The sequence below is a fragment of the Arthrobacter sp. YAF34 genome, assembly GCF_052113245.1.
Taxonomy (GTDB): Bacteria; Actinomycetota; Actinomycetes; order Actinomycetales; family Micrococcaceae; genus Arthrobacter.
Genome location: NZ_JBFRCV010000005.1, coordinates 215,964 through 236,082 on the forward strand (window position 1 = coordinate 215,964; position 20,119 = coordinate 236,082).

Here is a 20,119-nt window from a genome sequence, read left to right on the forward strand (position 1 = left end):
GGTTTTCTTGAGCAAATGTTGAAGTTTTACCCGGCGCTGGGTTGAAGCTCGGCTGTCAGAGTTGAAGCCGTAAGATCACCGTCCGAAACAGAAAGCGCCCCGAGTGAACCTCGCTCAGCCCTTTGCCGCAGCCCCGCGGGTGTCGCCCGCGCGGCTGGCACATTGGCGCGGGCTGCTGGCGGTCCCTGTGGCCGTGGCCTTGGTGGTGGGGGCTCCCGGGCTGGCCTGTGCTGCGTTTACGGCCAAGACCGCTGCAACAATGAGCGTTGGGACCTACCAGATCCCGGCCCCGGCATCCGTCAACGGCACACTGCAGTGCACGAACGCTGGAAAGGGCGCGACCATCACTATCACTGGGTTTGGATTAGTGGACCGCGCAACGAATTACGTAGCGGCACTGACGCTGCCCGGCGAATCGCCGACTTTGACCCCGATAACCGTCGGTCGCCAAGTATCTATGACCAACTGGGGCGGCAAAGGGAAGTACACCTTTACGTTGTCCGCGCAGGTTGGTTCGTGGACCGGAGCGCCGCTGGTACGAACCGTCACCTGCTGAACCGCCCGTCGAAGTCCGTCGGGCCGCCCGACACCGCCCGACGCCGGCAATCGGCACGGACGGCGGCCCGCCCGGCGTCGTTCGGTTACCTCGCCGGAATCGGGAAGAAGGCGCGCGGGTCCTGCAGCAGCGCCGGGTAATCGAAGGCCGAACGATCCACGATCTCGTCGACCTGGAAGTTGCGGGCGAACTGCCCGTCCACGGTGATCGGACGGCCCAGGACCTTGCCGATCGCGAAGGACGTGCCGCCATTGACCGGGATGGCCACCACGGAGTTGCCGGGAAGGGTGGTGAACGCCTCTTCCTGCTGCTGGCGCTTGCGGGTGGGCTTCTTCACCAGCTGCTTCGGCGGGAGCTTGCGCACCTTGGACGGGCGGCGTGAGCCCGAATCCGCGTAGACGAACTGGTAGTCGTCATCCGTCGCGGCCTTGGCGCGTCCCACGGGCGGCAGGCTGACGGTCTTGAGCTGCTCGGGCTCGGTGCCGGCGAGCGGCAGGCGCAACACCCACATGCGCTCTCCCGCAGGGTCCTCCGGCAGGAGCTCGTGCTTCGGCTCGGGCCAGACGTACTCCAGGTCCGGATCGGTGCCCGGGAACATCTTGGCGTAGAACCGCGGATCCTTGGCAACCAGCCGGGACCGGTGGCTGAGGTGCAAGTCCGCATTGCCCAGCCACGGCGGCATCGGGATCTTGGCGGCGTAATCGGGGTGGGCCGCCTGCGGGGCGAACTCCAGGATCTTGTCGCGGGTGGTGTCCTCGCCGCCGCGGGCCGTCCATTCATCCACCATGGCCAGGCCGTACATGGTCAGCGCGGGAACATACCCCATCCACATCCGGATAGCCGGGTGCGACTGCCAGCCGTACTCCGGGATCACCAGCGCACGCAGGATCTGCAAGGCTTCAACGCGCTGCTTGCCGAGCCGCTCGCGGTCCAAAACCGCGGCGCTCTGCTGGAAATCGGGGAAGGGGAGGAAAGTCTGCATCTTTCCAGTTTGAGGCCACGGACCAAATGCGCCAATTGCTGGGCTGCGCCGGTGAGCGCGCTCACATCACGGAACAGGGAAGACAGGGACTCTGATGAGCCGCTAAAATAACATGAACCACTCCCGTCGCCCCGGAAGACACGCCCATGTCCATAACAGCAGAGCCGTCAACAGCAGAGCCAAAATCAGCAGAGCCGCGAGCCGCAGAGCCACTGAAAGCAGAACCGCCCACAGCAACTGCTGCGCCGGCGCCGTTCGTGCCCAAGTACGGGCAAATGCTCAGCCCCGATGCCCACGGGATTGTGGTGCTCGAAGAATTCACGCTGGATCCTGTCGCTGCCCTTAAGGAGCAGAACGGCTTCCGCGCCGCCATGGCCGCCGTGGCCCTGACCATGCGCCGCCTGGTGGCCCTGCGCCTGTTCATCGCCGCGGTGGCGATCGCCAACCTGCCGATGTTCCTGCTCTCGAGCGGCTGGGAGATCTACGTCGTCTCCATCGTGCTGGTGGTGGCCGTCCACACCGCGGTGTCCTGGCTGAACCGTCACGAGCCCCGGATCAAGCAGCGCCGGATGCTGGAACTGCACCTGCACCGGGAGCGGAGCGCCAACTACCGCAAGGTCCGCGACGCCGTGAAGTACGTCATCGACGCCCCGGCCCGGATGAACGAGAGCCTCTACCTTGAACTTCTAGCCGCGAAGCGGGTGGCCCTGCACCTGGCCATGGGTACCGTGGCCCTGCTGGACACGAGCGACGACGCCGCGTGGAAAGTCCGGATTATCCGGGAGATCCCGCAGGCCGCCTGAGCCGGCACGGCGCACCCGAGCCAACAGGCTCACCCGGGCAACGGCCCGCTGAAGCAGCACGACGCCGGAGCGTCCCCTTGCGGGATCGCTTCGGCGTCGTGCTGTTACGGGATAGTGCTATCAGGGGATGGTGCTGTTACGGGATGGTGGCTGTCACGGGATAGCGGCTCTCACGGAGTGCTGTGACAGCCCTAGGCGGGAAGCTGCAACACCTGGCCCGGGAACACCAGGTCGGGGTTGCTGATGGTCGACGTGTTCGCGTCCGCCAGCGAGCGCCAGCCTCCGGCGATGTTGAGTTTCCCGGCGATCGTGCTGAGGGTCTCGCCACTCCGGATGGTGTAGGTCTTCCCACTCACTGCTACCGGAGCAACGTGCCGCGGTGCCGAGAAGGCCGCCTGGGGGACCGGCTGGGGAGCTGCCTGCCGGACGGGCACCGTGGCGGGGGTGGAAACCGCGGCGGGCCGCCATGACGTGGTCGCCTTCTGCGGAGCCGGCGCGCCACCGCTCAGTCCCAGTTTCGCGGCGCAGGCTGGCCACGCGCTCCAACCCTGGCTGGCCTGCACTTTCTGGGCGACGGCGATCTGCTGTTCACGGCTGGCGGTCGCCGCGGACCCCGTGCCGCCATGGGCCGCCCACGTGCTGGCACTGAATTGCAGACCGCCCGAGTAGCCGTTTCCCGTGTTAGTGGACCAATTGCCGCCACTCTCGCATTGGGCCAGCGAATCCCAGGTGGAGGCGGGGGCTGTGGCCGGGACGGCCGCGCTCGCGGCCGACGCGGACAACGCGACGCCTGCGATCGAGACGGCCGCCAGGGTGATGCCGCGGCGCGCGGCAGTGCTGTAGGTTGATGTCTTCATGGTTCAGATGCTCCTGAGGGCCACCAGCGCTCGGTCCGTCCCCGGACGTTATGGCGCCACTGCCCGCCCCTGACAATAGAGGTCATATTCGGTGTCTACCGGTCGGGCAGTATCTGGTGGTGGTAGCACCGGGCATGCAATACCCGTTGGCCGGGCATGGATACTAGGTTAAGTCAGGCCCGGCCCGTTATCAAGACGTTATTTTCAGCGCTGCTGTGGTTATCATTTCGCCGCCGTTAGCGTTTGTTGCGGACATGACGACGTTCGGGACCTCAACCTTCGAGCATCGCCGCGAGGTACGGGGCGGTCCGGCTTGTTGTGGAGCGTGCGACGGCGGCCGGGGTCCCGGTCGCCACGATCTCGCCACCGGCGTCGCCGCCGGCCGGGCCGAGGTCGATCACCCAGTCTGCGGCGGCCACCACATCCATGTCGTGTTCCACCACAATGACGGTGTTCCCGGCGTCCACGAGCCGGTGCAACTGCGCCATGAGGAGTTCGACGTCGGCCGGGTGCAGGCCCGTGGTGGGCTCGTCCAGCAGGTAGAGGGAGTGGCCACGCTGGGCGCGCTGCAGTTCGGTGGCGAGTTTGATGCGCTGGGCCTCACCGCCGGAGAGCTCGGTGGCCGGCTGGCCGAGCCGGAGATACCCCAGGCCCACCTCGCGCAGTGTCTGCAGGCTGCGCGCCGCCGCCGGGACGCCCTCCAGGAACTCGGCCGCGGCGTTGACCGTCAGGCCCAGCACTTCCGCAACGTTCTTGCCCTTGTATGTAACCTCAAGGGTTTCGGGGTTGTAGCGCGAGCCGTCGCATTCCGGGCACGGGCCGTAGCTGCCGGGCAGGAAGAGCAGCTCCACGGCCACGAAGCCCTCACCCTGGCAGGTCTCGCAGCGGCCGCCGGCCACGTTGAAGGAGAAACGGCCGGCGCCGAAGCCCCGCGCCTTCGCCTCGTCCGTGGCCGCGAACTCCTTGCGGACCGCGTCGAACAGGCCGGTGTACGTGGCCAGGTTGGAGCGCGGCGTGCGGCCGATCGGCTTTTGATCCACCTTGACCAGCCGGTCGAGTTGGTCCAGCCCGCTGACCGGCCCGACATTGAGCGGCCCGGCGGTCTCGCCGGCCTCGGCCGCCAGGTCCTCCGGTGCCGTCGCCCCCGAGCCGGTCTCCGCAGTGTCCGGATGGAGCCGGGCGCCCACCACCTCGGCCAGAACCTGGCTGACCAGTGTGGACTTGCCGGAGCCGGAGACGCCGGTGACCGCGGTCAGCACGCCCAGCGGGAAATTGGCGTCGAGTTCGCGCAGGTTGTGCCGGCTGATGTCCCGCAGTTCCAGCCAGCCCGCGGCCTCGCGGCGGCTGCCGCCAACCGCCCCACCCGCACTGCCAACCGCACCGCCGCCGTCGTCCGAACCGTCGCGCGCGCCGCCGTCGTCCGTGGTGCCCGCAGACTTACCGGCAGAGCCCGCCGAACCGTTCGGGAACAGGAACGGGCGGGTAACGGACGCGTCCACCCCGGCGAGGCCGGCCACGGGTCCGCTGTAGAGCACGTCGCCGCCGCCTTCACCGGCGCGCGGACCCACATCCACCAGCCAGTCAGCGCGGCGGACGATGTCCATGTTGTGCTCCACCACGAACACCGAGTTGCCGGAGGACTTGAGCTGGTCCAGGACCGCAAGCAGGGGCTCGGCGTCGGCGGGGTGAAGCCCGGCGGAGGGCTCGTCCAGCACGTAGATCACGCCGAACAGCCCGGAGCGCAGCTGGGTGGCGATCCGGAGCCGCTGCATTTCGCCGGGGGAGAGCGTGGGGGTGGACCGGCCAAGCGCCAGGTAGCCCAGGCCCAGGTCCAGGAGTACGGTGACGCGCTGCAGGAGGTCCCGGGTGATGGCGACGGCTACCTCGTTGCCCTCGCCGGAGGACTGTTTGCGGGAGGCGGTTCCGGCCTTCGTGAGCTCGGTGGTGGGGCGGATGATGTCCGCCAGTTCGGCCATCGGGACGGCGTTGAGGTCCGCGATGGTGCGGCCGGCGAAGGTCACGTCAAGGGCCGCGGGGGTCAGGCCGCTGCCGCCGCAGACCGGGCACGGGCCGGTTTCCATGAAGCGCAGCACCTTCTCGCGCATGGTGGCGCTCTTGGAGTCGGCGAGGGTATGCAGCACGTAGCTCTTCGCGCTCCAGAACCGTCCCTTGTAGGGTTTGGCGACGCGGTCCCGCTGCGGTGTCACCTCCACCACGGGCTGTTCCGCGGTGAAGAGGATCCAGTCGCGGTCCTTTTTGGACAGCTTCCGCCAGGGGGTGTCGACGTCGTAGCCCAGGTGGGTGAGGATGTCGCGCAGGTTCTTGCCCTGCCACGCGCCGGGCCACGCGGCGATGGCGCCGTCGCGGATGCTTAGCGAGGTGTCCGGGACCAGCGAGGACTCCGTGACGGTGTGCGCGATCCCCAGGCCGTGGCACTCCGGGCACGCGCCGGCCGCCGTGTTGGGCGAGAACGCGTCCGAGTCCAGCGGGCTGGCGCCCTCCGGGTAGCTGCCGGCGCGGGAGAAGAGCATGCGCAGCGAGTTGGACAGTGTGGTGAGCGTGCCCACCGTGGAGCGTGAACTCGGTGTCCCGCGGCGCTGCTGGAGCGCGACGGCGGGCGGCAGCCCGGTGATCATTTCCACCTTGGGGTTGTGCCCCTGCTGGATCAGCCGGCGGGCGTAGGGGGCAACGGATTCGAAGTAGCGGCGCTGGGCCTCGGCGTAGATGGTGCCGAACGCGAGGGATGACTTGCCCGAGCCGGAGACGCCCGTGAAGGCGACGATCGCGTCGCGGGGCACGTCCACGTCCACGTTGCGCAGATTGTTTTCCCGGGCGCCGCGTACCCGGACAAAGCCGTCCGTGGGGCTCCCCGGCGCAAGATCCGGGACGGTCGGGCGCGGCAAATCGGAAGCATGCTGTGTAGTTTGCATTGATTCGACTCTATCTGCTCCGGGCGGCACCGGGCATATCCTTACCGAATGGAAACCAACGACGCCGGCACCAATGCCGGCAACGGCGCCGCCAACGGCACCAACACAGCCGCCGGCACCGACGCGCCAGGCCCGGATAACGGCGAGGCCCCCGAATTTGCCGAGATCCCCGACGGAGTCCTCGCGCTCCCGGTGGCCGAACTGCACCTGCACATCGAGGGAACGCTCGAACCGGAACTGATTTTCGCGCTGGCCGAACGCAACGGCATCCAGCTGCCCTACGCTGACCTGGATGAGCTGCGCTCGCGGTATGAGTTCACCGACCTGCAGTCATTCCTGGACCTGTACTACGCCAACATGGCGGTGCTGCAGACGGAACAGGACTTCGCGGACATGACCCGGGCCTATCTGAGTCGCGCGGCGCTCGCCGGGGTGAAGCACGCGGAGATCATGCTGGACCCGCAGGCGCACCTGTCCCGCGGGGTTTCGCTGGAGACCTGTGTGAATGGTGTGGCGTCGGTGCTGGCCGGATCCCGCGAGGAGTTCGGCATCTCCACCCTGCTGATCGCGGCGTTCCTGCGTGACCTCAGCGAGGAAGCCGCCCTCGAGGTGCTGGAAAAGCTGACCGCCATGGACGCCCCGATTGCCGGCATCGGCCTCGATTCCGCCGAGGTGGGCAACCCGCCGGCCAAGTTCGAGCGGCTCTTCGCCCGGGCCAAGGACGCCGGGCTGCACCGGATCGCACACGCCGGCGAGGAGGGCCCGCCGTCGTACATCATCGACGCGCTGGACATCCTGGGCGTGGAGCGGATCGACCACGGCATCCGGTGCATGGAAGATCCGGAGCTGGTGGAACGGCTCGTGGATGAGCTCATGCCGCTGACGGTGTGCCCGCTGTCCAACGTCCGGCTCCGCGCGGTGGACACCCTGGCCGAGCACCCGCTGCCGGCGATGCTCGCGGCGGGTCTGAACGTGTGCGTGAACTCGGACGATCCCGCGTATTTCGGCGGCTACGTCGATGACAACTTCGCGCAGCTGAAATCGGTGATCGGCCTCTCAGAGTTCGACTGCGTACGGATGGCCGCGAACTCGATCCGTTCCTCCTTCGCCAGCGAGGACCGCAAGGCCGAACTCCTGGCCGAACTCGCCGCCTCCGGACACTGATCTCCCAAGCAACGCGGGGTCACTCCGCGCCCATCCGGAGGCCCCGGATGGGCGGTAAGTGACCCCGCGTTGGACGTCGGACGGCCGGCTTAGACGTCGATCGAGTCCATGTGCGGGTACCGCGCCCCGGCGGCCGCCCCGGCGGGAGCCAGTTCGTCCAGGCGCTTCAGGTCCTCGGCCGTGAGTTCGACGTCGGCAGCGCCCAGGTTCTCCCGCAGCCGGTTGATTTTCTTGGTGCCCGGGATGGGAACGATGTGCTCGCCCTGGGCCAGCAGCCAGGCCAGCGCGAGTTGCCCCGGGGTGCAGCCCTTCGCGTCTGCGAGCTCCTTGACCCGGTCGACGAGCTGCAGGTTCCGGTCAAAGTTCTCGCCCTGGAAACGCGGGGAATGCCGGCGGAAATCGTCCGCGGCAAAGTCCTCGGGGCTGCGGAACTGGCCGGTCAGGAAGCCGCGGCCCAGCGGGCTGTAGGGGACAAAGCCGATGCCGAGCTCGGCGAGGACCGGGAAGACCTTGGTTTCCGGCTCGCGCTCCCACAGCGAGTATTCGGTCTGCAGGGCGGTGATGGGGTGCACGGCGTGGGCCCGGCGAATGGTGTCGGCGCTGGCCTCGGACAGGCCAAGGTGCCGGACCTTGCCGGCCTGTACCAGTTCAGCCATGGCTCCGACGGTGTCCTCGATCGGGACGGTCTTGTCCACCCGGTGCTGGTAGTACAGGTCGATGTGGTCCACGCCCAGACGCTGCAGGCTTGCGTCACATGCGGCCCGCACGTACTCGGGGGAGCCGTTGATGCCCACCCAGGATCCGTCGGGGCGCCGTTCGTTGCCGAACTTGGTGGCCAGGACGACGTCGTCGCGCCGGCCGGCGATGGCCCGGCCGACAAGCTCTTCGTTCGTGAACGGGCCGTACATGTCCGCGGTGTCGAGCAGGCTTCCGCCGGCGTCGAGAAAGGCCTGGATGGTGGCGACGGACTCGTTTTCCTCTCCGTGGCCGTAGAACTCGCTCATGCCCATGCAGCCCAAACCCAAGGCCGAGACGGTGAGTGAACCGAGTGTGCGGGTTTCCATAGATATCTCCTCAACGGGAATGTGTTGGACACCCGATCCGGCACCTGACGCCGCACCCGGTTCGGGACATGTCCGGGCGGCGGGACGGTGCGCAGTGGGTAGACCGCCACTCTAGGCCGATCGCGCCGGGGACACAACGACCGGCCCACTGCCCCGTTTGAACCCGGGTCACCCTCGCCGGGGGATGCGCCGATCGCCGTCGCGCGGCAGAGTGCGGATATGACGAAGACTGGACGCCGGCGCATGGGCTCGCTGCGCCGGGTGATGCCTGGACTCGACGTCCCCGCTACCTATCAGAAGGAATGGTTCGGCAAGGACATCATCTCCGGAGTCGTCCTGGCGACGCTGCTCGTTCCCCAAGGCATGGCCTATGCCGAGCTGGCAGGTTTGCCCACCATCACCGGGCTGTACACCACCATCCTCTGTCTGCTCGCCTATGCGGTCTTCGGCCCGTCCCGCATTCTGGTCCTGGGACCGGACTCCGCACTGGGCCCGATGATCGCCGCGACCGTCCTGCCGCTCGTCGCGTCCGACGGCGACCCGCAGAAGGCGGTGGCGCTCGCTTCGCTGCTGGCCATCATGGTCGGCCTCATCATGGTCCTCGCGTCCGTGGCCAAGTTCGGCTTCATCGCCGACCTCATCTCCAAACCCACGATGATCGGCTACATGAACGGCCTCGCACTCACCATCCTGGTGGGTCAGCTGCCGAAGCTCTTCGGGTTCTCGGTGAGCAGCGAAACCTTCGTCGGTGACCTCGTCGGCTTCGTCCAGGGCGTGGCGAACGGCGAAACAGTGGTTGCCGCCGCAGCGGTCGGCGTTGCCGGGATCGTGCTGATACTGGCCTTGCAGCGGTGGCTGCCCAAGGTCCCCGCGGTGCTCGTCATGGTGGTCCTCGCGATCGCGGCGACAACGGTTTTCGACCTCGCAGCGCGTGGCGTCTCCCTGGTCGGGGAACTCCCGCGCGGGTTCCCGCCGTTCACCATCCCCAACGTGGAGCTCTCAGACATCGGCTTGATGTTCGCTGGGGCGCTGGGCATCGCGTTGGTGTCCTTGACGGACACGATCTCGAATTCATCGGCGTTCGCGGCGCGTTCCGGCCAGGAGGTTCATGGCAACCAGGAGATGATCGGCATCGGTGCCGCGAACCTGGCCGCCGGGTTCTTCCAGGGCTTCCCCGTGAGCACCAGCGGCTCCCGGACCGCCGTCGCGGAACGATCCGGCTCCAAGACACAGCTCACGGGTGTGACGGGCGCCGTGCTGGTCTTACTCATGCTTGTGCTGCTGCCGGGCCTGTTCCGGAACCTGCCGCAGCCTGCCCTGGCGGCCGTGGTGATTACCGCGTCTGTGTCCCTGGCCGACATCCCCGGCACCGTGCATCTGTGGCGCCAGAGCAAGTCCGAGGTCAGCCTGTCGCTCGCTGCCTTCCTTGGGGTCGCGTTCCTGGGTGTGCTGCCCGGCATCGGCATCGCCGTCGGGCTATCCATCCTCAACATCTTCCGCCGGGCATGGTGGCCCTATGAGACGGTGATCGGGCGGGTGCCGGGCTACGAGGGGTTTCACGATGTGAACTATCACCCGGACGCGAAACACCTGCCCGGACTGGTGATCTACCGCTGGGACGCACCGGTGTTCTTCGCCAACGTCAAACCCTTCCGCGACAACATTCGTCAGTTGGCCCGGGCCGAACCCAAGCCGCGGTGGATCCTGCTGGCGGCCGAACCGATCACGGACGTGGACACCACCGCCGCGGACGTGTTGATCGAGCTGGATCGGGAGCTGGACGCGCAGGGCACCTCCCTGGTGTTTGCCGAACTCAAACACCGGGTCAAGGACAAGATCGAACTCTACGGGCTCAAACAAGAGATCGATCCACATCACTTTTACCCCACCCTCGACGCTGCCGTGGAGGCCTACATGGCTCTGACCGGGGCGCAATGGAGCGCCGGGGACTAAGCGGTGACTGACGGGTGACTGCCCGGGGGCTGGCTGACCCGCGAGCGGGCGTGGCGCCTGACCGAAAGAACAACGCGGGGTCATTTACGGCCGGTCCCAGGGTCTTCCATGGACCGCAGGTGACCCCGCGTTGGTTTTCTACTGGCGGGTAGCGGTGAGTCGGTCCTTCCCGCGCTCCCGTGGGCGCTGTCATAGTGGGTCACGACACATAGAGTTAACCGATCCGACTCGCAAAAACCAATGATTCCTTGGCAAAATGCAGGTGGATCAATTGCTTCTAAAGGAGACCCATGGGCGCGAACACCGCGGAAAACACCAACCTTCGGCTGAAGGCCGTGCTGGATGTGCTGACAGAGGAGGGATGGACCGGCGAGAAGCTGAACGCCGGAGCCGTCCTCGGCGAGGCAATCGCACGGGTGCCCCTCAACGACCACGAGCGCGAACTCCTCAGCGGCGGCATTCCCCGCGGGCACAAGACGCTGACCAGCGCCACGGCCAAGCTGGTCAAGGCCGGCTGGCTGGTCAAGGGCCGCTCCGGCTGGTCCATCACCGACGACGGCCAGCGTGCCACGGTTGCGTTCGCCGAGCCGGCCGCCTTTAGTGCAGCGCTCGACGCCGGCACTCCGGTTCCGGCCGGCACCCCGCTGCCGTCTGCCCCCGCAGAGAAGCCCGCCGCGAAGGCAGCCACGAAGGCTGCAACGCCGGCCGCAAAGGCCGAGGAAGCGCCGTCGAAAGCTGGCAAGGTGGCCGGCAAGGCCGCCAAGCTCATCGAGGAGGCCGTGGCCCCGGTGGCCAAGGTGGTGCGGAAGCGCAAACCCGCCGCCAAGGCGCCGGCAGAAGCCCCCGCGGCTCCGGCAACCGAAGCGCCCGCCGTCAGCGCCGAAACCATCGAGCAGCCGGACGCCGTCGCAGTGGCCGGCGACTTCAACATCCTGCTGGGCGCGCCCGCCAACTGGGCGCCGCAGTATGATGAGGTCCAGATGGAACTGGACCTGGTGGACCAGCTGTGGAAGATCGCCGCTGACCTCCCCGCCGGCTTCTACTCCTTCAAGATCGCCCTGAACCGCTCCTGGGACGAGAACTACGGGGCGTTCGGCGTCTTCGACGGCCCCAACCACGAGGTCCACCACGGCGGCGGCCTGCTGGTCATCCAGTACGATCACCGCACCCGGGACATCGTCCTGCCGTAGCGCCTCGAACAAGAAGCAACGCGGGGTCACTTAGAGCCCATTCCGGGCCGTTAGTGACCCCGCGTTGCTTCTTAAAGGCGGCGAGGGGTCAAAACCTGGTCGGGTCAGGCCTCGGCGGTACCGGGCCGGGGTCGGGAATCGGGAGGGGATTGGGCGTCGGGAACGGACCCGGCGCCGGTGACGGCGTTGGCGCGGGTCCGGGAACCGGCTCGGGACCCGGAACCGGCGGGGGCGTGACCGGACCGGGCTCCGGCGGGAACGGTTCCCCGGGCTCCGGCGGCGGGGTAGCGGGCCCCGGTTCCGGCGGAAACGGATCGGGTTCGGGTGTCGGTGGAATGGTCATGCCGGGCTCCCTTGCTCTTTGTGGATCCTTTTTGTCGAAAGTGCGCAGTGCGCGGGACCGTTCGTCCGGGTCTACCGGTCCGGCCGCGTCGCTCCCGCGCGCAGGACCTTCAGCTCCCACGGGCGGAGATGCAGCCGGGGCGCCGCAGGATCCGCGGGGTAGTTCCCCAGGACCAGGTCCGCGCCGTCCCAATCAACCGCAACGTCGGCGTCGTCGAGCGTCACCTCCTGGTCCTGACCGGAGAAGTTGCCCAGCACCAACAGCGTGGTGTCAGCCAGCGCCCGGGTGAAGGCGTAGACGTGCGGGTGGTCGGGCAGCAGCATGGTGAAGGTGCCGTGCGAGACCACGGGTTCGGCGTGCCGGAGGGCGATGACCTGGCGGTAGAAGCTGTAGACCGAGTCCGGGTCATCGATCTGGGCGGCGGCGTTGATGTGGTTGGCGTTCGGGTTGACCGCGATCCAGGGCGCCCCGGTGGTGAAACCGGCGTGCCGGGTGGCGTCCCACTGGACCGGGGTGCGGGCGTTGTCCCGGTTCAGCGGCGCGAGGGCGGCGAGGACCTCGGCGTCGGTGTGGCCGAGGTGGGTGGTGGCTTCGCGGTGGTGGTTGAGGACCTCGATGTCGCGGTAGTCGCTGATCGCGCCGAACGTCATGTTGGTCATGCCCAGTTCCTCGCCCTGGTAGATGTAGGGCGTGCCGCGGTGCAGGTGCAGGATCCCGGCGAGCATCATGGCGGAGAGCTCCCGGTACTGGGCGCTGTCGTCGCCGAAGCGGGACACGGCGCGGGCCTGGTCGTGGTTGCCCCAGTAGAGGCTGTTCCAGCCGGTCTCGGCGAGGCCGTCCTGCCAGCGTCCCAGGGTCTGCTTCAGCTCGGTGAGCTGGAGTTTCTTGGGCCGCCATTTGTCGCCCTGTTCCTGATCGAGGGCGACGTGTTCGAACTGGAACACCATGTCCACCTCGGCCCGGGCCGGGTCGGTGTAGAGGATGGCGTCCGCGACGGTCACGCCGGGCATTTCGCCGACGGTGAGCAGTTCCCCGGTGCGTCCGGCGAAGACTTCCCGGTGCATCTCCTGGAGGAACTCGTGCATGCGCGGGCCGTCGATGTAGAACGGGGTGCCGTCGCCGAAGAGCTTGCCGTCGGCGACCGGGCCGTCCGGGAGGGTGGTGTCCTTGGAGATGAAGTTGATGACGTCCATCCGGAAGCCGTCCACGCCGCGGTCCAGCCACCAGTTCATCATCTCGTAGACCGCCGCGCGGACCTCGGGGTTCTCCCAGTTCAGGTCCGGCTGTTTCTTGGAGAAGAGGTGGAGGTAGTACTCGCCGGTGCCCTGGTCGAACTCCCAGGCGGGTCCGGAGAATGCCGAGCCCCAGTTGTTCGGTGCCGCGGCCGGCCCCGGGGTGGCGCCGGCGCCCCCGCGCGGTTCCCGCCACCAGTACCAGTCGCGCTTCGGGTTGTCCTTCGAGGACCGGGATTCGATGAACCAGGGGTGCTCGTCGGAGGTGTGGTTGACCACCAGGTCCATGACCAGCTTCATGCCGCGGGCGTGCAGCCCGTCGGTGAGTTCCCGGAGTTCCTCGAGGGTGCCGAAGAGCGGATCGACGTTGCGGTAGTCGCTGATGTCGTAGCCATTGTCGTCCTGCGGCGAGGTGTAGATCGGGGAGAGCCAGACGACGTCGACCCCCAGCCGCTGCAGGTAGTCCAGCTTGCTGATGATGCCGGGGAGGTCCCCGATCCCGTCACCGTTCGAGTCGGCGAAGCTGCGCGGATAGATCTGATAGACGACGGCGCGCTGGAACCAGTCGCGGGCCGGCGCCCCAATCGTTTCCGCGGGGGCTTGTTCGACCGTCATGGGGACTCCTCAGCTGCTCCGGCGGGCAAAAGGGGGCAGCGCTGCTGCAGTCCCGCCAACGTCTGATTATCGACCAGCCGGCGGAGGCTGGGAAGACCTGCCCGGTCCGCGGGCGGCCCGGGCAGGTCAGACTCGAACGGTCCGGGCGCGACTAGTTCTCTCCCCGGGCGGGATTAGTTCTGCGAGGCGATCGCGGCGTCGCGGTCCTCGAAGACATCCTCGCCGGGGCCGGAGAAGGCCTTGGAACGCTGGATTGCCTCGATGGACCCGGTGAACAGCTGGGAGTCGTGGGGGTCCGGGTGATGCGGGTGCTCGTCGGCTGCGGAAACCTTGCCCGGCCGGCGGGACCCCGGTCGCTGGGGACCTGTCCCGGCGTCGGACGCGGCAGACGAGGCGCCCGACGGCAGCGACTCGAGGCGCACGTGGGGGAGCGACGTCGGGTGGTTCCGCTGCAGGAACAGCACCAGTTCCTCGCGGATCAGGCAGCGGAGGTCGAAGAGGGAGGCGCTGTCCGCGGCGCTGACCAGGATACGCACCCGGACAAAGCCTGCGGTGGCGTCCGTGATCTGCAGGATCCCCACGCGCTTGTCCCACAGCGGGGTCTCGGCCAGGACCTTCTTCAGCTCGCCGCGCATCTCGTCGACCGGTGCGCGCCAGTCGAGGTCGAACTCCACGGTGCCCATGACCTCGGACTGCCGCCGGGTCCAGTTCTCAAACGGGGTAGTGGTGAAGTACGTCGAGGGCAGGATCAGCCGGCGGTCGTCCCAGATGTGGACCACCACGTAGGTCAAGGTGATCTCCTCGATCCGGCCCCACTCCTTCTGGACCACCACCACGTCGTCCACCCGGATCGCGTCCGTGAAGGCCAGTTGGATGCCGGCGAAGACGTTGACCAGCGAGGTCTGCGCGGCGAGACCGGCGACGATCGAGATGACGCCGGCGGAGGCCAGCAGCCCGGCACCCAGGGCCCGGACGGCGGGGAATGTCAGCATCATGCTGCCCAGGGCCACCACCACGATCAGGGCGACGCCGATCCGCCGGGCCAGGATCACCTGGGTGCGCAGCCGCCGGGCACGGCGGTTGTCCGCGACGTCCACCCGGTACCGGTTCAGGACCATCGACTCGACGATGAGCAGCATGGCGATGGCCAGCCAGCCCAGGGAAGCGATGAGCGCAATCAACAGCAGATGGTCCAGGCCGTGGCGCCATTCGAAGTCTCCGGTGGACGTGGCCAAGGCGATCCGGACGGCGATCAGGCATAGGGAGAAGCGCAGCGGCAACCGGGCCACGCGGGAGGTCTCGCGCAGCTCGGGCTTGCTCCGGTTGAGCCGGAGCACAATCTTGCGCACCAGCCAGGACACTATGAGTCCGGCAACCACGGCGAGGGCCATGGCCAGGAACGGCATTGCTTGGGTGAGGAACTCTTGCATTAGTTAAGCTCTAGCAAGCTTCCGCGGCCAATTGAAATCGGCCGAATGTCAACGTGGGTCCGGTCACGCCGCTGCAGACAGGCGACGCCGCGGCAGGACCGGCCGCGCCTCGGCCGCACGCCTGGGACTTTTGGCTCTAGTTTCTGCGCCCGGACCGCACAGAATGGTCCAACCACGTGCGTCCAGGGGAAGGGTGACATGCGTCGACTCGGGGTACTCGGGGTAACCGGCACAGCAAGCACCGCTACGACAGAAACCGGCACAGCAAGAATCAGCGCGGCAAAAATCAGCGTGGCAAGAATTGGCGTGACAAGAATCAGCGCGGCGGCGGCGACCGGCTTCCTGGTTGCGGCGTTGCTCGGAGCCTGTGGTTCGGCCGCGGCCCCCGGCCCGGACACGGCCTCGCCAGAGGTGCCCACCGTGCCTCCGCTGACGTCCGCACCCGCCAGCAGCGGCGCAAGCAGCGGTCCAAGCGTCGCGCCGCCGGCCGAGTCGCTTTCGCCCTCGGCCACGCCCGCGCCGAGGGCGGTGAACTGGCAGACCCTCAAGACCCCGGACGGGCAGTTGCAGTTCGACTACCCGGCCGACTGGACCATCAAGGACCGCAGCGCCGAGGCCTCGCCGTCCGGGGTGTTCCTCGAAGTCCTCAACCCGCATGGCAAATCGCTGGCCACGCTGCGGACGAATGTGGCCGCGGGGTCTGATTGCACGGAAAGGATCCCGTACTCGGTGCTGGATCTCGACCCCGTCCCGGCCCTGGCCCAGCAAGGGGTGACCCCGCACTTCATCTTTGAGTTGCGGCTGTATCCGTCGGAGACGGACCCCACCAAGGCCAACGTCATGGCGTACGGCATCAATTCGGCGCCCAAACCGTCCGGGCGTGATGCCTGCCCGATCTCCCAGTCCTTCACCTGGCCGCCCAGCGCCGCGTCGTTCGGCGGCGTCTACAACCCCTTCGACACCACCCCTGGCAACGAGCCCAATGTCGACACGCCGGAGGCCTACCGGGACACCGCCGAGTACAAGGACATCAAGAGAATGATTACCTCGCTGCGTCCGGCTGGGCAGTAGGCGGCGCGGCTCGTGGCAAGGCGGATGAGACAGCGGGTGGCGGCGTCTTCGGCGGCGTTTCTGGCACGGCCCCTTACGGCGCTGACGCTCGCAGCCCTGCTCTTGGCCGGTTGCGGATCTCCCGCGGCTCCGCCCGCCACCTCCGGGGCAGCGACTACGCCGGGGACATCCTCTGGATCCGCGCCGTCGGCAACCGCTCCACCGGAAACGCCGGGACCGTCGTCGTCGGACGTGCAGTCGACAACGCCGTCAGAAACAACGCCGGGGACCACATCGGGGTCAACGCAGGGGACCACGACGCCGGGCAACCCACCGACGTCGGCGGCGCCGTCGTCGTCGTCCGGCTGGAAGACGTTCACGACGTCGGACGGGACGCTGAGTTTCGACTACCCGGCCGCATGGACCGTCAAAGACCCGGCCGGTAAAGCGCCGCTGGGCGGTGAATTCGTGGACGTGGTGAATGCCGCCGGGAAGCAGATGGCCGCGCTGCGCACCAACATCGTCACGGGCGCCGAATGCGGCGATCAACAGCCCTACCTGCTCATCGATTCTCAGCCGATGCAGGCCCTCGCCGAACCCGGTACGGCGGACCAGAGGCCGCCGCGCTACGTCTTTGAAGCCCGCGGTGATTTCAGCGCGGCGAAGCCATCCCCGCCAACGATTGCGTCGTACGGGATCACCATGATGCCGGAGGAGACCGGCCCCACGTCATGCCCCATGTTCCAGCTGTTCCTCTGGCCGCCGAGCGGCGCGCTGTTCGGGCAGGTCTACGACCCCGCGATGAACACGACGCCGGGCGACGCAGGGTTGCCGTATCTGGAGAAGGCGAAGCTCTACGCCACCACGGCGGAGTACCAGGACGTCAAGAAGATGATCACGTCGCTTCGTCCCGCCGGCACGGAAACAGCCACTGAACCGGCGAAGTAGCCACAGCGGTGTCGCCCGCCAGCCGACCACGTTGTCGGCCAGCGAGCTGGCTGGGCACCTGCGGGGTGATCTAACTGTGGAGTGATCTACAAGAGGCAGTGCATCAGGCGCCGTGCACGCCGTGCGCTACACGGCGGGCAGGTGCCTGCGGCGGTGTGTCGGTGCCGGCGAGGCGGTCTTGCCGGCGCGCTGTCCGGTCCACGGGTTGCTGCGGGCCTCCCGGATCAGTCCGGTGCCGGCGCACTCGCGGACGGCCATGATGCCGTTCGCCGCCTGGCGTTTGTCCTCGAATGCCGTGGATATGGCCAATACGGTCCCGTCGGCGGCGAGAAGCCGGAACCGGACGTTGGATTCCGCGTCGGTAAAGATTTCGAATTGTCCAGCCATTGTCTTGTCCTTTCGGGCAGCTGTTGCCGCCGGGGGAGGGTAAGAGCACTTCGTCGTGCTGTTGCCGGGTCTTCGACATACTGCTCAGTGGTGCGAACCAGCCTTGCGCGGACTTTGGCATCGGCGAAAGAGGCAAAGGTCCCTTGATGTCTGGACGGTGAGGCTGAGCTTGCGGTGTCTGGACGGTGAGACTGGACCCGTGTGACGGAGTCTGCGAGGCCTGACCCCCGGGGCGGCCCGGGCGCTACATTGGGAGCATGGCTGACAAGCATTCTGCGCAGTTTTCCACGGATTTGGGCGAGCCGGTGCGCCTGGACGCGCGGGTGTCAGGTGTGGTCCAGGCGGTCGGCTTCCGTTATTGGACGGTCCGGAAGGCCGAGGAGCTCGGGCTCACCGGCACAGTACGGAACAACGACGACGGAACGGTGGGGATCGTGGCGGAGGGGCCGCAGCCTGTGGTGCTGGAGTTGCGCCGCTGGTTGCGCTCGCCTGAGGCGCCGGGCCGGGTGGAGGAGGTCCAGGAGTCGGTCTCGGCGGCGACCGGGGAGTTCGGTGGGTTCCAGGTGTCGTACTAGTTCTGCCGAGACCAGCGTCCGAGACCGATGCCTTGAGACCACCTGAGGCCAGTGTCCGGGGCAAAGGACCCTCGGCAGCGCGGCGCGAGGCGAGTAGCGTGTGCCCATGCAGAAAATTTCGATCGATGCCCTTGCCCGGCAGCAGGTCACGGCTGCCCTTGCGGCCGGGAGCGGGCGGGCCGCTGACACGGTGTTCGGCGGGCACGAGAAAGTCCTGCGCCAGACCGTCATGGCGTTCAAGGCCGGGACGCAACTAAGCGAGCACCAAAACCCCGGCGAGGCGACCGTGTTTGTGCTCCGCGGCTGTGTGCGGCTGCGCGCCGGCACCGAATCCTGGCAGGGCAAGACCGGCGATCTGCTGATTGTGCCCGAGGGGTTGCACAGCCTGGAGGCCGAGGAAGACTCGGCGATCCTGATGACCGTGGCCAAGATCAAAACCTGAACCGACGGCCTGGTTCTGTCTGGCCCGCAGCCACGGCCAGATAGCCAGGCGAAGGAGAGGCCGAAAGTGAAATCGAGGGACGTCCAAGAGTTCATGCACCCGCGCCAGTTGCGCAATGCGAAGGGCACGGCACGGACCAGGGTGACCGCCGCCGTCGTGATGACGCAGGACCGGGGCGCACAGTGACTGCCGTCGGCTCCTTCGAGGACGTCCCGGAGTCCCGGCGGTGGTGGGCGAGGGCAGCGTACGTCGCGGTGCTCCTCGCCGCGGCCGTCCTCCTGGGGGCTGCGGGTTTCGCAGGGACTGTTCTTCTGCTCCTGACGGCTGCCGGCGGCCTCGTGGTGACCGTGGCCGGGATCTACTGGTTTCTCATCAGCCGCGGTGTGCTGCGCTGGTGTGCGCTGGGATTGGCGGTGCTCGCCCCTCTGGTGATCCTGATCCTTCACATCCGGGCGGGCTTGGTGTTGGAGGTCACGATCGCGATCGCGCTGGTGGTCGTGGCGGTGGCCTGTGCCCGTGCGGCCCTCCGGGAGCGGAGCGATGGCACGACGATGACCGAGTACCCCGCCCCCACCTGGAAACATGCCTTCCTGGTAATGAATCCGCGGTCCGGCGGCGGCAAGGTGGTGAAGTTCGATCTTCAACGGAAGGCGGAGGAGCTCGGCGCCGAGGTGGCCCTCCTGGAGGGTCCGGGGCCGGTGGACGTCGACGCGCTGGCCCGGGAGGCCGTGGCGCGCGGGGCCGATCTGCTCGGCGTCGCCGGCGGTGACGGAACCCAGGCGCTCGTCGCCGGCATTGCGGCCGAGCACAACTTGCCGTTCCTGGTGATCAGCGCCGGCACCCGCAACCACTTCGCCCTGGATCTCGGGCTGGACCGGGAGGATCCGACGGGCTGCCTGGACGCGCTCCGGGACGGGGTGGAGCTCCACGTGGACCTCGGCAAGATCAACGGCCGCACGTTCGTCAACAACTCGTCCTTTGGCGTGTACGCCGAGGTGGTGCAGAGCCCGGCGTACCGGGACGACAAGGCCGGGACCGTGCTGGAGATGCTTCCGGACCTCATCAGGGGCGACAAGGGCGCCCGGCTGCGGGCCCAGATGGATGGCGAGACCGTGGACGGTCCGCAGGCGGTGCTGGTGAGCAACGGCCCCTACGGCAGCAATGATCTCGCGGGGTTGGGCCGCCGGACCAAGCTGGACCGCGGCGTGCTCGGCGCAGTCACTATCTCAGCTGAAAGCACCCGCGAAGCCGTGGGCCTCCTGCGTCGGGCGACCAAGCACGGCCTGATCCAACGCGCCGCCTCGGAGGTGGTGGTCGGCGCCGACGTGCCGGAGATCCCCGTCGGAGTGGACGGCGAGGCCCTGCTGATGACCACCCCGGTGCGCTGCACCATCGAACCCCGCGCGCTGCGGGTACTGGTTCCGCGGAATCGGCCGGGCGTCCCCCCGCCCCAGCCCTCCCTGGACCTGGTCCGGCTCCGTGAACTGGCCTGGGGGCGGCGGCACGGGGCCGCAGTGTCCGCACCCGCCGCGCCGTCGGCTCCGGCTGCTCCGCCGGCAGCTCCGCCGTCCGCGGGTGACTGACCGGGCCCGGCGGAA

Annotated in this window: 17 protein-coding genes; 10 read left to right on the forward strand and 7 right to left on the reverse strand. The window is 67.9% G+C overall.

Annotation, left to right across the window (positions count from 1 at the left end; genetic code table 11):
• Positions 1-641: 641 nt before the first annotated feature.
• Complete coding sequence (locus AB4Y72_RS08430) at positions 642-1,538, reverse strand: MSMEG_6728 family protein (RefSeq protein WP_441425703.1); 897 nt, start codon at positions 1,536-1,538, stop codon at positions 642-644.
• 275 nt (positions 1,539-1,813) lie between these two features.
• On the opposite strand from AB4Y72_RS08430, the gene AB4Y72_RS08435 reads away from it, so the two are divergent.
• Positions 1,814-2,341, forward strand: a complete 528-nt coding sequence (locus tag AB4Y72_RS08435; protein WP_441425704.1) for a hypothetical protein — start codon at positions 1,814-1,816, stop codon at positions 2,339-2,341.
• Positions 2,342-2,532: 191 nt separating this feature from the next.
• Here AB4Y72_RS08435 and AB4Y72_RS08440 read toward each other — a convergent pair whose 3' ends face one another.
• Both AB4Y72_RS08440 and AB4Y72_RS08445 read right to left on the reverse strand, forming a co-directional pair.
• Positions 2,533-3,198: a transglycosylase family protein gene (locus AB4Y72_RS08440; RefSeq protein ID WP_441425705.1), complete on the reverse strand. Its 666-nt coding sequence runs from the start codon at positions 3,196-3,198 to the stop codon at positions 2,533-2,535.
• Positions 3,199-3,470: 272 nt separating this feature from the next.
• On the reverse strand, positions 3,471-6,128 hold the full coding sequence (locus AB4Y72_RS08445) for an ABC transporter (RefSeq protein WP_441425706.1): 2,658 nt from the start codon (positions 6,126-6,128) through the stop codon (positions 3,471-3,473).
• 48 nt (positions 6,129-6,176) lie between these two features.
• Here AB4Y72_RS08445 and AB4Y72_RS08450 point away from each other — a divergent pair, with 48 nt between their 5' ends.
• On the forward strand, positions 6,177-7,292 hold the full coding sequence (locus AB4Y72_RS08450; RefSeq protein ID WP_441425707.1) for an adenosine deaminase: 1,116 nt from the start codon (positions 6,177-6,179) through the stop codon (positions 7,290-7,292).
• Between the two features lie 89 nt (positions 7,293-7,381).
• On the opposite strand, the gene AB4Y72_RS08455 is transcribed toward AB4Y72_RS08450, so the two are convergent.
• Positions 7,382-8,356: an aldo/keto reductase gene (locus AB4Y72_RS08455; RefSeq protein WP_441425708.1), complete on the reverse strand. Its 975-nt coding sequence runs from the start codon at positions 8,354-8,356 to the stop codon at positions 7,382-7,384.
• A gap of 219 nt (positions 8,357-8,575) precedes the next feature.
• On the opposite strand from AB4Y72_RS08455, the gene AB4Y72_RS08460 reads away from it, so the two are divergent.
• Both AB4Y72_RS08460 and AB4Y72_RS08465 read left to right on the forward strand, forming a co-directional pair.
• On the forward strand, positions 8,576-10,309 hold the full coding sequence (locus AB4Y72_RS08460; RefSeq protein WP_441425709.1) for a SulP family inorganic anion transporter: 1,734 nt from the start codon (positions 8,576-8,578) through the stop codon (positions 10,307-10,309).
• A gap of 290 nt (positions 10,310-10,599) precedes the next feature.
• Entirely contained in the window at positions 10,600-11,499 is a 900-nt protein-coding gene (locus AB4Y72_RS08465; protein ID WP_441425710.1) for a pullulanase X25 domain-containing protein, read from the forward strand.
• Between the two features lie 414 nt (positions 11,500-11,913).
• Here the strand turns inward: AB4Y72_RS08465 and AB4Y72_RS08470 are convergent, their stop codons facing one another.
• Both AB4Y72_RS08470 and AB4Y72_RS08475 read right to left on the reverse strand, forming a co-directional pair.
• On the reverse strand, positions 11,914-13,689 hold the full coding sequence (locus AB4Y72_RS08470) for a glycoside hydrolase family 13 protein (protein WP_441425711.1): 1,776 nt from the start codon (positions 13,687-13,689) through the stop codon (positions 11,914-11,916).
• Positions 13,690-13,862: 173 nt separating this feature from the next.
• Positions 13,863-15,119, reverse strand: coding sequence for a mechanosensitive ion channel family protein (locus tag AB4Y72_RS08475; RefSeq protein ID WP_441425712.1), 1,257 nt, complete (start codon positions 15,117-15,119; stop codon positions 13,863-13,865).
• Between the two features lie 306 nt (positions 15,120-15,425).
• Here AB4Y72_RS08475 and AB4Y72_RS08480 point away from each other — a divergent pair, with 306 nt between their 5' ends.
• The 3 genes from AB4Y72_RS08480 (at position 15,426) to AB4Y72_RS08490 (ending at position 17,117) form a co-directional block, all read left to right on the forward strand.
• Positions 15,426-16,190, forward strand: coding sequence for a hypothetical protein (locus AB4Y72_RS08480; RefSeq protein WP_441425713.1), 765 nt, complete (start codon positions 15,426-15,428; stop codon positions 16,188-16,190).
• Positions 16,191-16,300: 110 nt separating this feature from the next.
• Positions 16,301-16,615 (forward strand): hypothetical protein, encoded by a 315-nt coding sequence (locus AB4Y72_RS08485; protein WP_441425714.1) that lies wholly within the window; start codon positions 16,301-16,303, stop codon positions 16,613-16,615.
• A 22-nt stretch (positions 16,616-16,637) separates the two neighbouring features.
• A complete protein-coding gene (locus AB4Y72_RS08490; protein ID WP_441425715.1) occupies positions 16,638-17,117 on the forward strand; it encodes a hypothetical protein in 480 nt (159 codons plus the stop codon).
• 126 nt (positions 17,118-17,243) lie between these two features.
• On the opposite strand, the gene AB4Y72_RS08495 is transcribed toward AB4Y72_RS08490, so the two are convergent.
• A complete protein-coding gene (locus tag AB4Y72_RS08495; protein WP_441425716.1) occupies positions 17,244-17,504 on the reverse strand; it encodes a YegP family protein in 261 nt (86 codons plus the stop codon).
• 257 nt (positions 17,505-17,761) lie between these two features.
• On the opposite strand from AB4Y72_RS08495, the gene AB4Y72_RS08500 reads away from it, so the two are divergent.
• The 3 genes from AB4Y72_RS08500 to AB4Y72_RS08510 all read left to right on the forward strand — a co-directional run bounded on the left by AB4Y72_RS08500 (position 17,762) and on the right by AB4Y72_RS08510 (position 20,104).
• The gene (locus AB4Y72_RS08500; protein ID WP_441425717.1) at positions 17,762-18,079 is read left to right on the forward strand and encodes an acylphosphatase; all 318 of its coding nucleotides are present in this window, start codon (positions 17,762-17,764) and stop codon (positions 18,077-18,079) included.
• Positions 18,080-18,185: 106 nt separating this feature from the next.
• Positions 18,186-18,521 carry a cupin domain-containing protein gene (locus AB4Y72_RS08505; RefSeq protein WP_441425718.1) on the forward strand — a complete coding sequence of 112 codons (336 nt, stop codon included), beginning with the start codon at positions 18,186-18,188 and terminating at the stop codon, positions 18,519-18,521.
• A 182-nt stretch (positions 18,522-18,703) separates the two neighbouring features.
• Positions 18,704-20,104, forward strand: a complete 1,401-nt coding sequence (locus AB4Y72_RS08510) for a diacylglycerol/lipid kinase family protein (protein ID WP_441425719.1) — start codon at positions 18,704-18,706, stop codon at positions 20,102-20,104.
• Positions 20,105-20,119: the final 15 nt, after the last annotated feature.

Bases quoted from the DNA above. Each gene is read 5' to 3' on its own strand.
- AB4Y72_RS08475 (WP_441425712.1), bottom strand. From the start codon at position 15,119: ATGCAAGAGTTCCTCACCCAAGCAATGCCGTTCCTGGCCATGGCCCTC.
- AB4Y72_RS08505 (WP_441425718.1), top strand. From the start codon at position 18,186: ATGCAGAAAATTTCGATCGATGCCCTTGCCCGGCAGCAGGTCACGGCT.
- AB4Y72_RS08495 (WP_441425716.1), bottom strand. From the start codon at position 17,504: ATGGCTGGACAATTCGAAATCTTTACCGACGCGGAATCCAACGTCCGG.
- AB4Y72_RS08460 (WP_441425709.1), top strand. From the start codon at position 8,576: ATGACGAAGACTGGACGCCGGCGCATGGGCTCGCTGCGCCGGGTGATG.
- AB4Y72_RS08455 (WP_441425708.1), bottom strand. From the start codon at position 8,356: ATGGAAACCCGCACACTCGGTTCACTCACCGTCTCGGCCTTGGGTTTG.
- AB4Y72_RS08465 (WP_441425710.1), top strand. From the start codon at position 10,600: ATGGGCGCGAACACCGCGGAAAACACCAACCTTCGGCTGAAGGCCGTG.
- AB4Y72_RS08435 (WP_441425704.1), top strand. From the start codon at position 1,814: ATGCTCAGCCCCGATGCCCACGGGATTGTGGTGCTCGAAGAATTCACG.
- AB4Y72_RS08470 (WP_441425711.1), bottom strand. From the start codon at position 13,689: ATGACGGTCGAACAAGCCCCCGCGGAAACGATTGGGGCGCCGGCCCGC.
- AB4Y72_RS08430 (WP_441425703.1), bottom strand. From the start codon at position 1,538: ATGCAGACTTTCCTCCCCTTCCCCGATTTCCAGCAGAGCGCCGCGGTT.
- AB4Y72_RS08450 (WP_441425707.1), top strand. From the start codon at position 6,177: ATGGAAACCAACGACGCCGGCACCAATGCCGGCAACGGCGCCGCCAAC.
- AB4Y72_RS08500 (WP_441425717.1), top strand. From the start codon at position 17,762: ATGGCTGACAAGCATTCTGCGCAGTTTTCCACGGATTTGGGCGAGCCG.
- AB4Y72_RS08445 (WP_441425706.1), bottom strand. From the start codon at position 6,128: ATGCAAACTACACAGCATGCTTCCGATTTGCCGCGCCCGACCGTCCCG.
- AB4Y72_RS08440 (WP_441425705.1), bottom strand. From the start codon at position 3,198: ATGAAGACATCAACCTACAGCACTGCCGCGCGCCGCGGCATCACCCTG.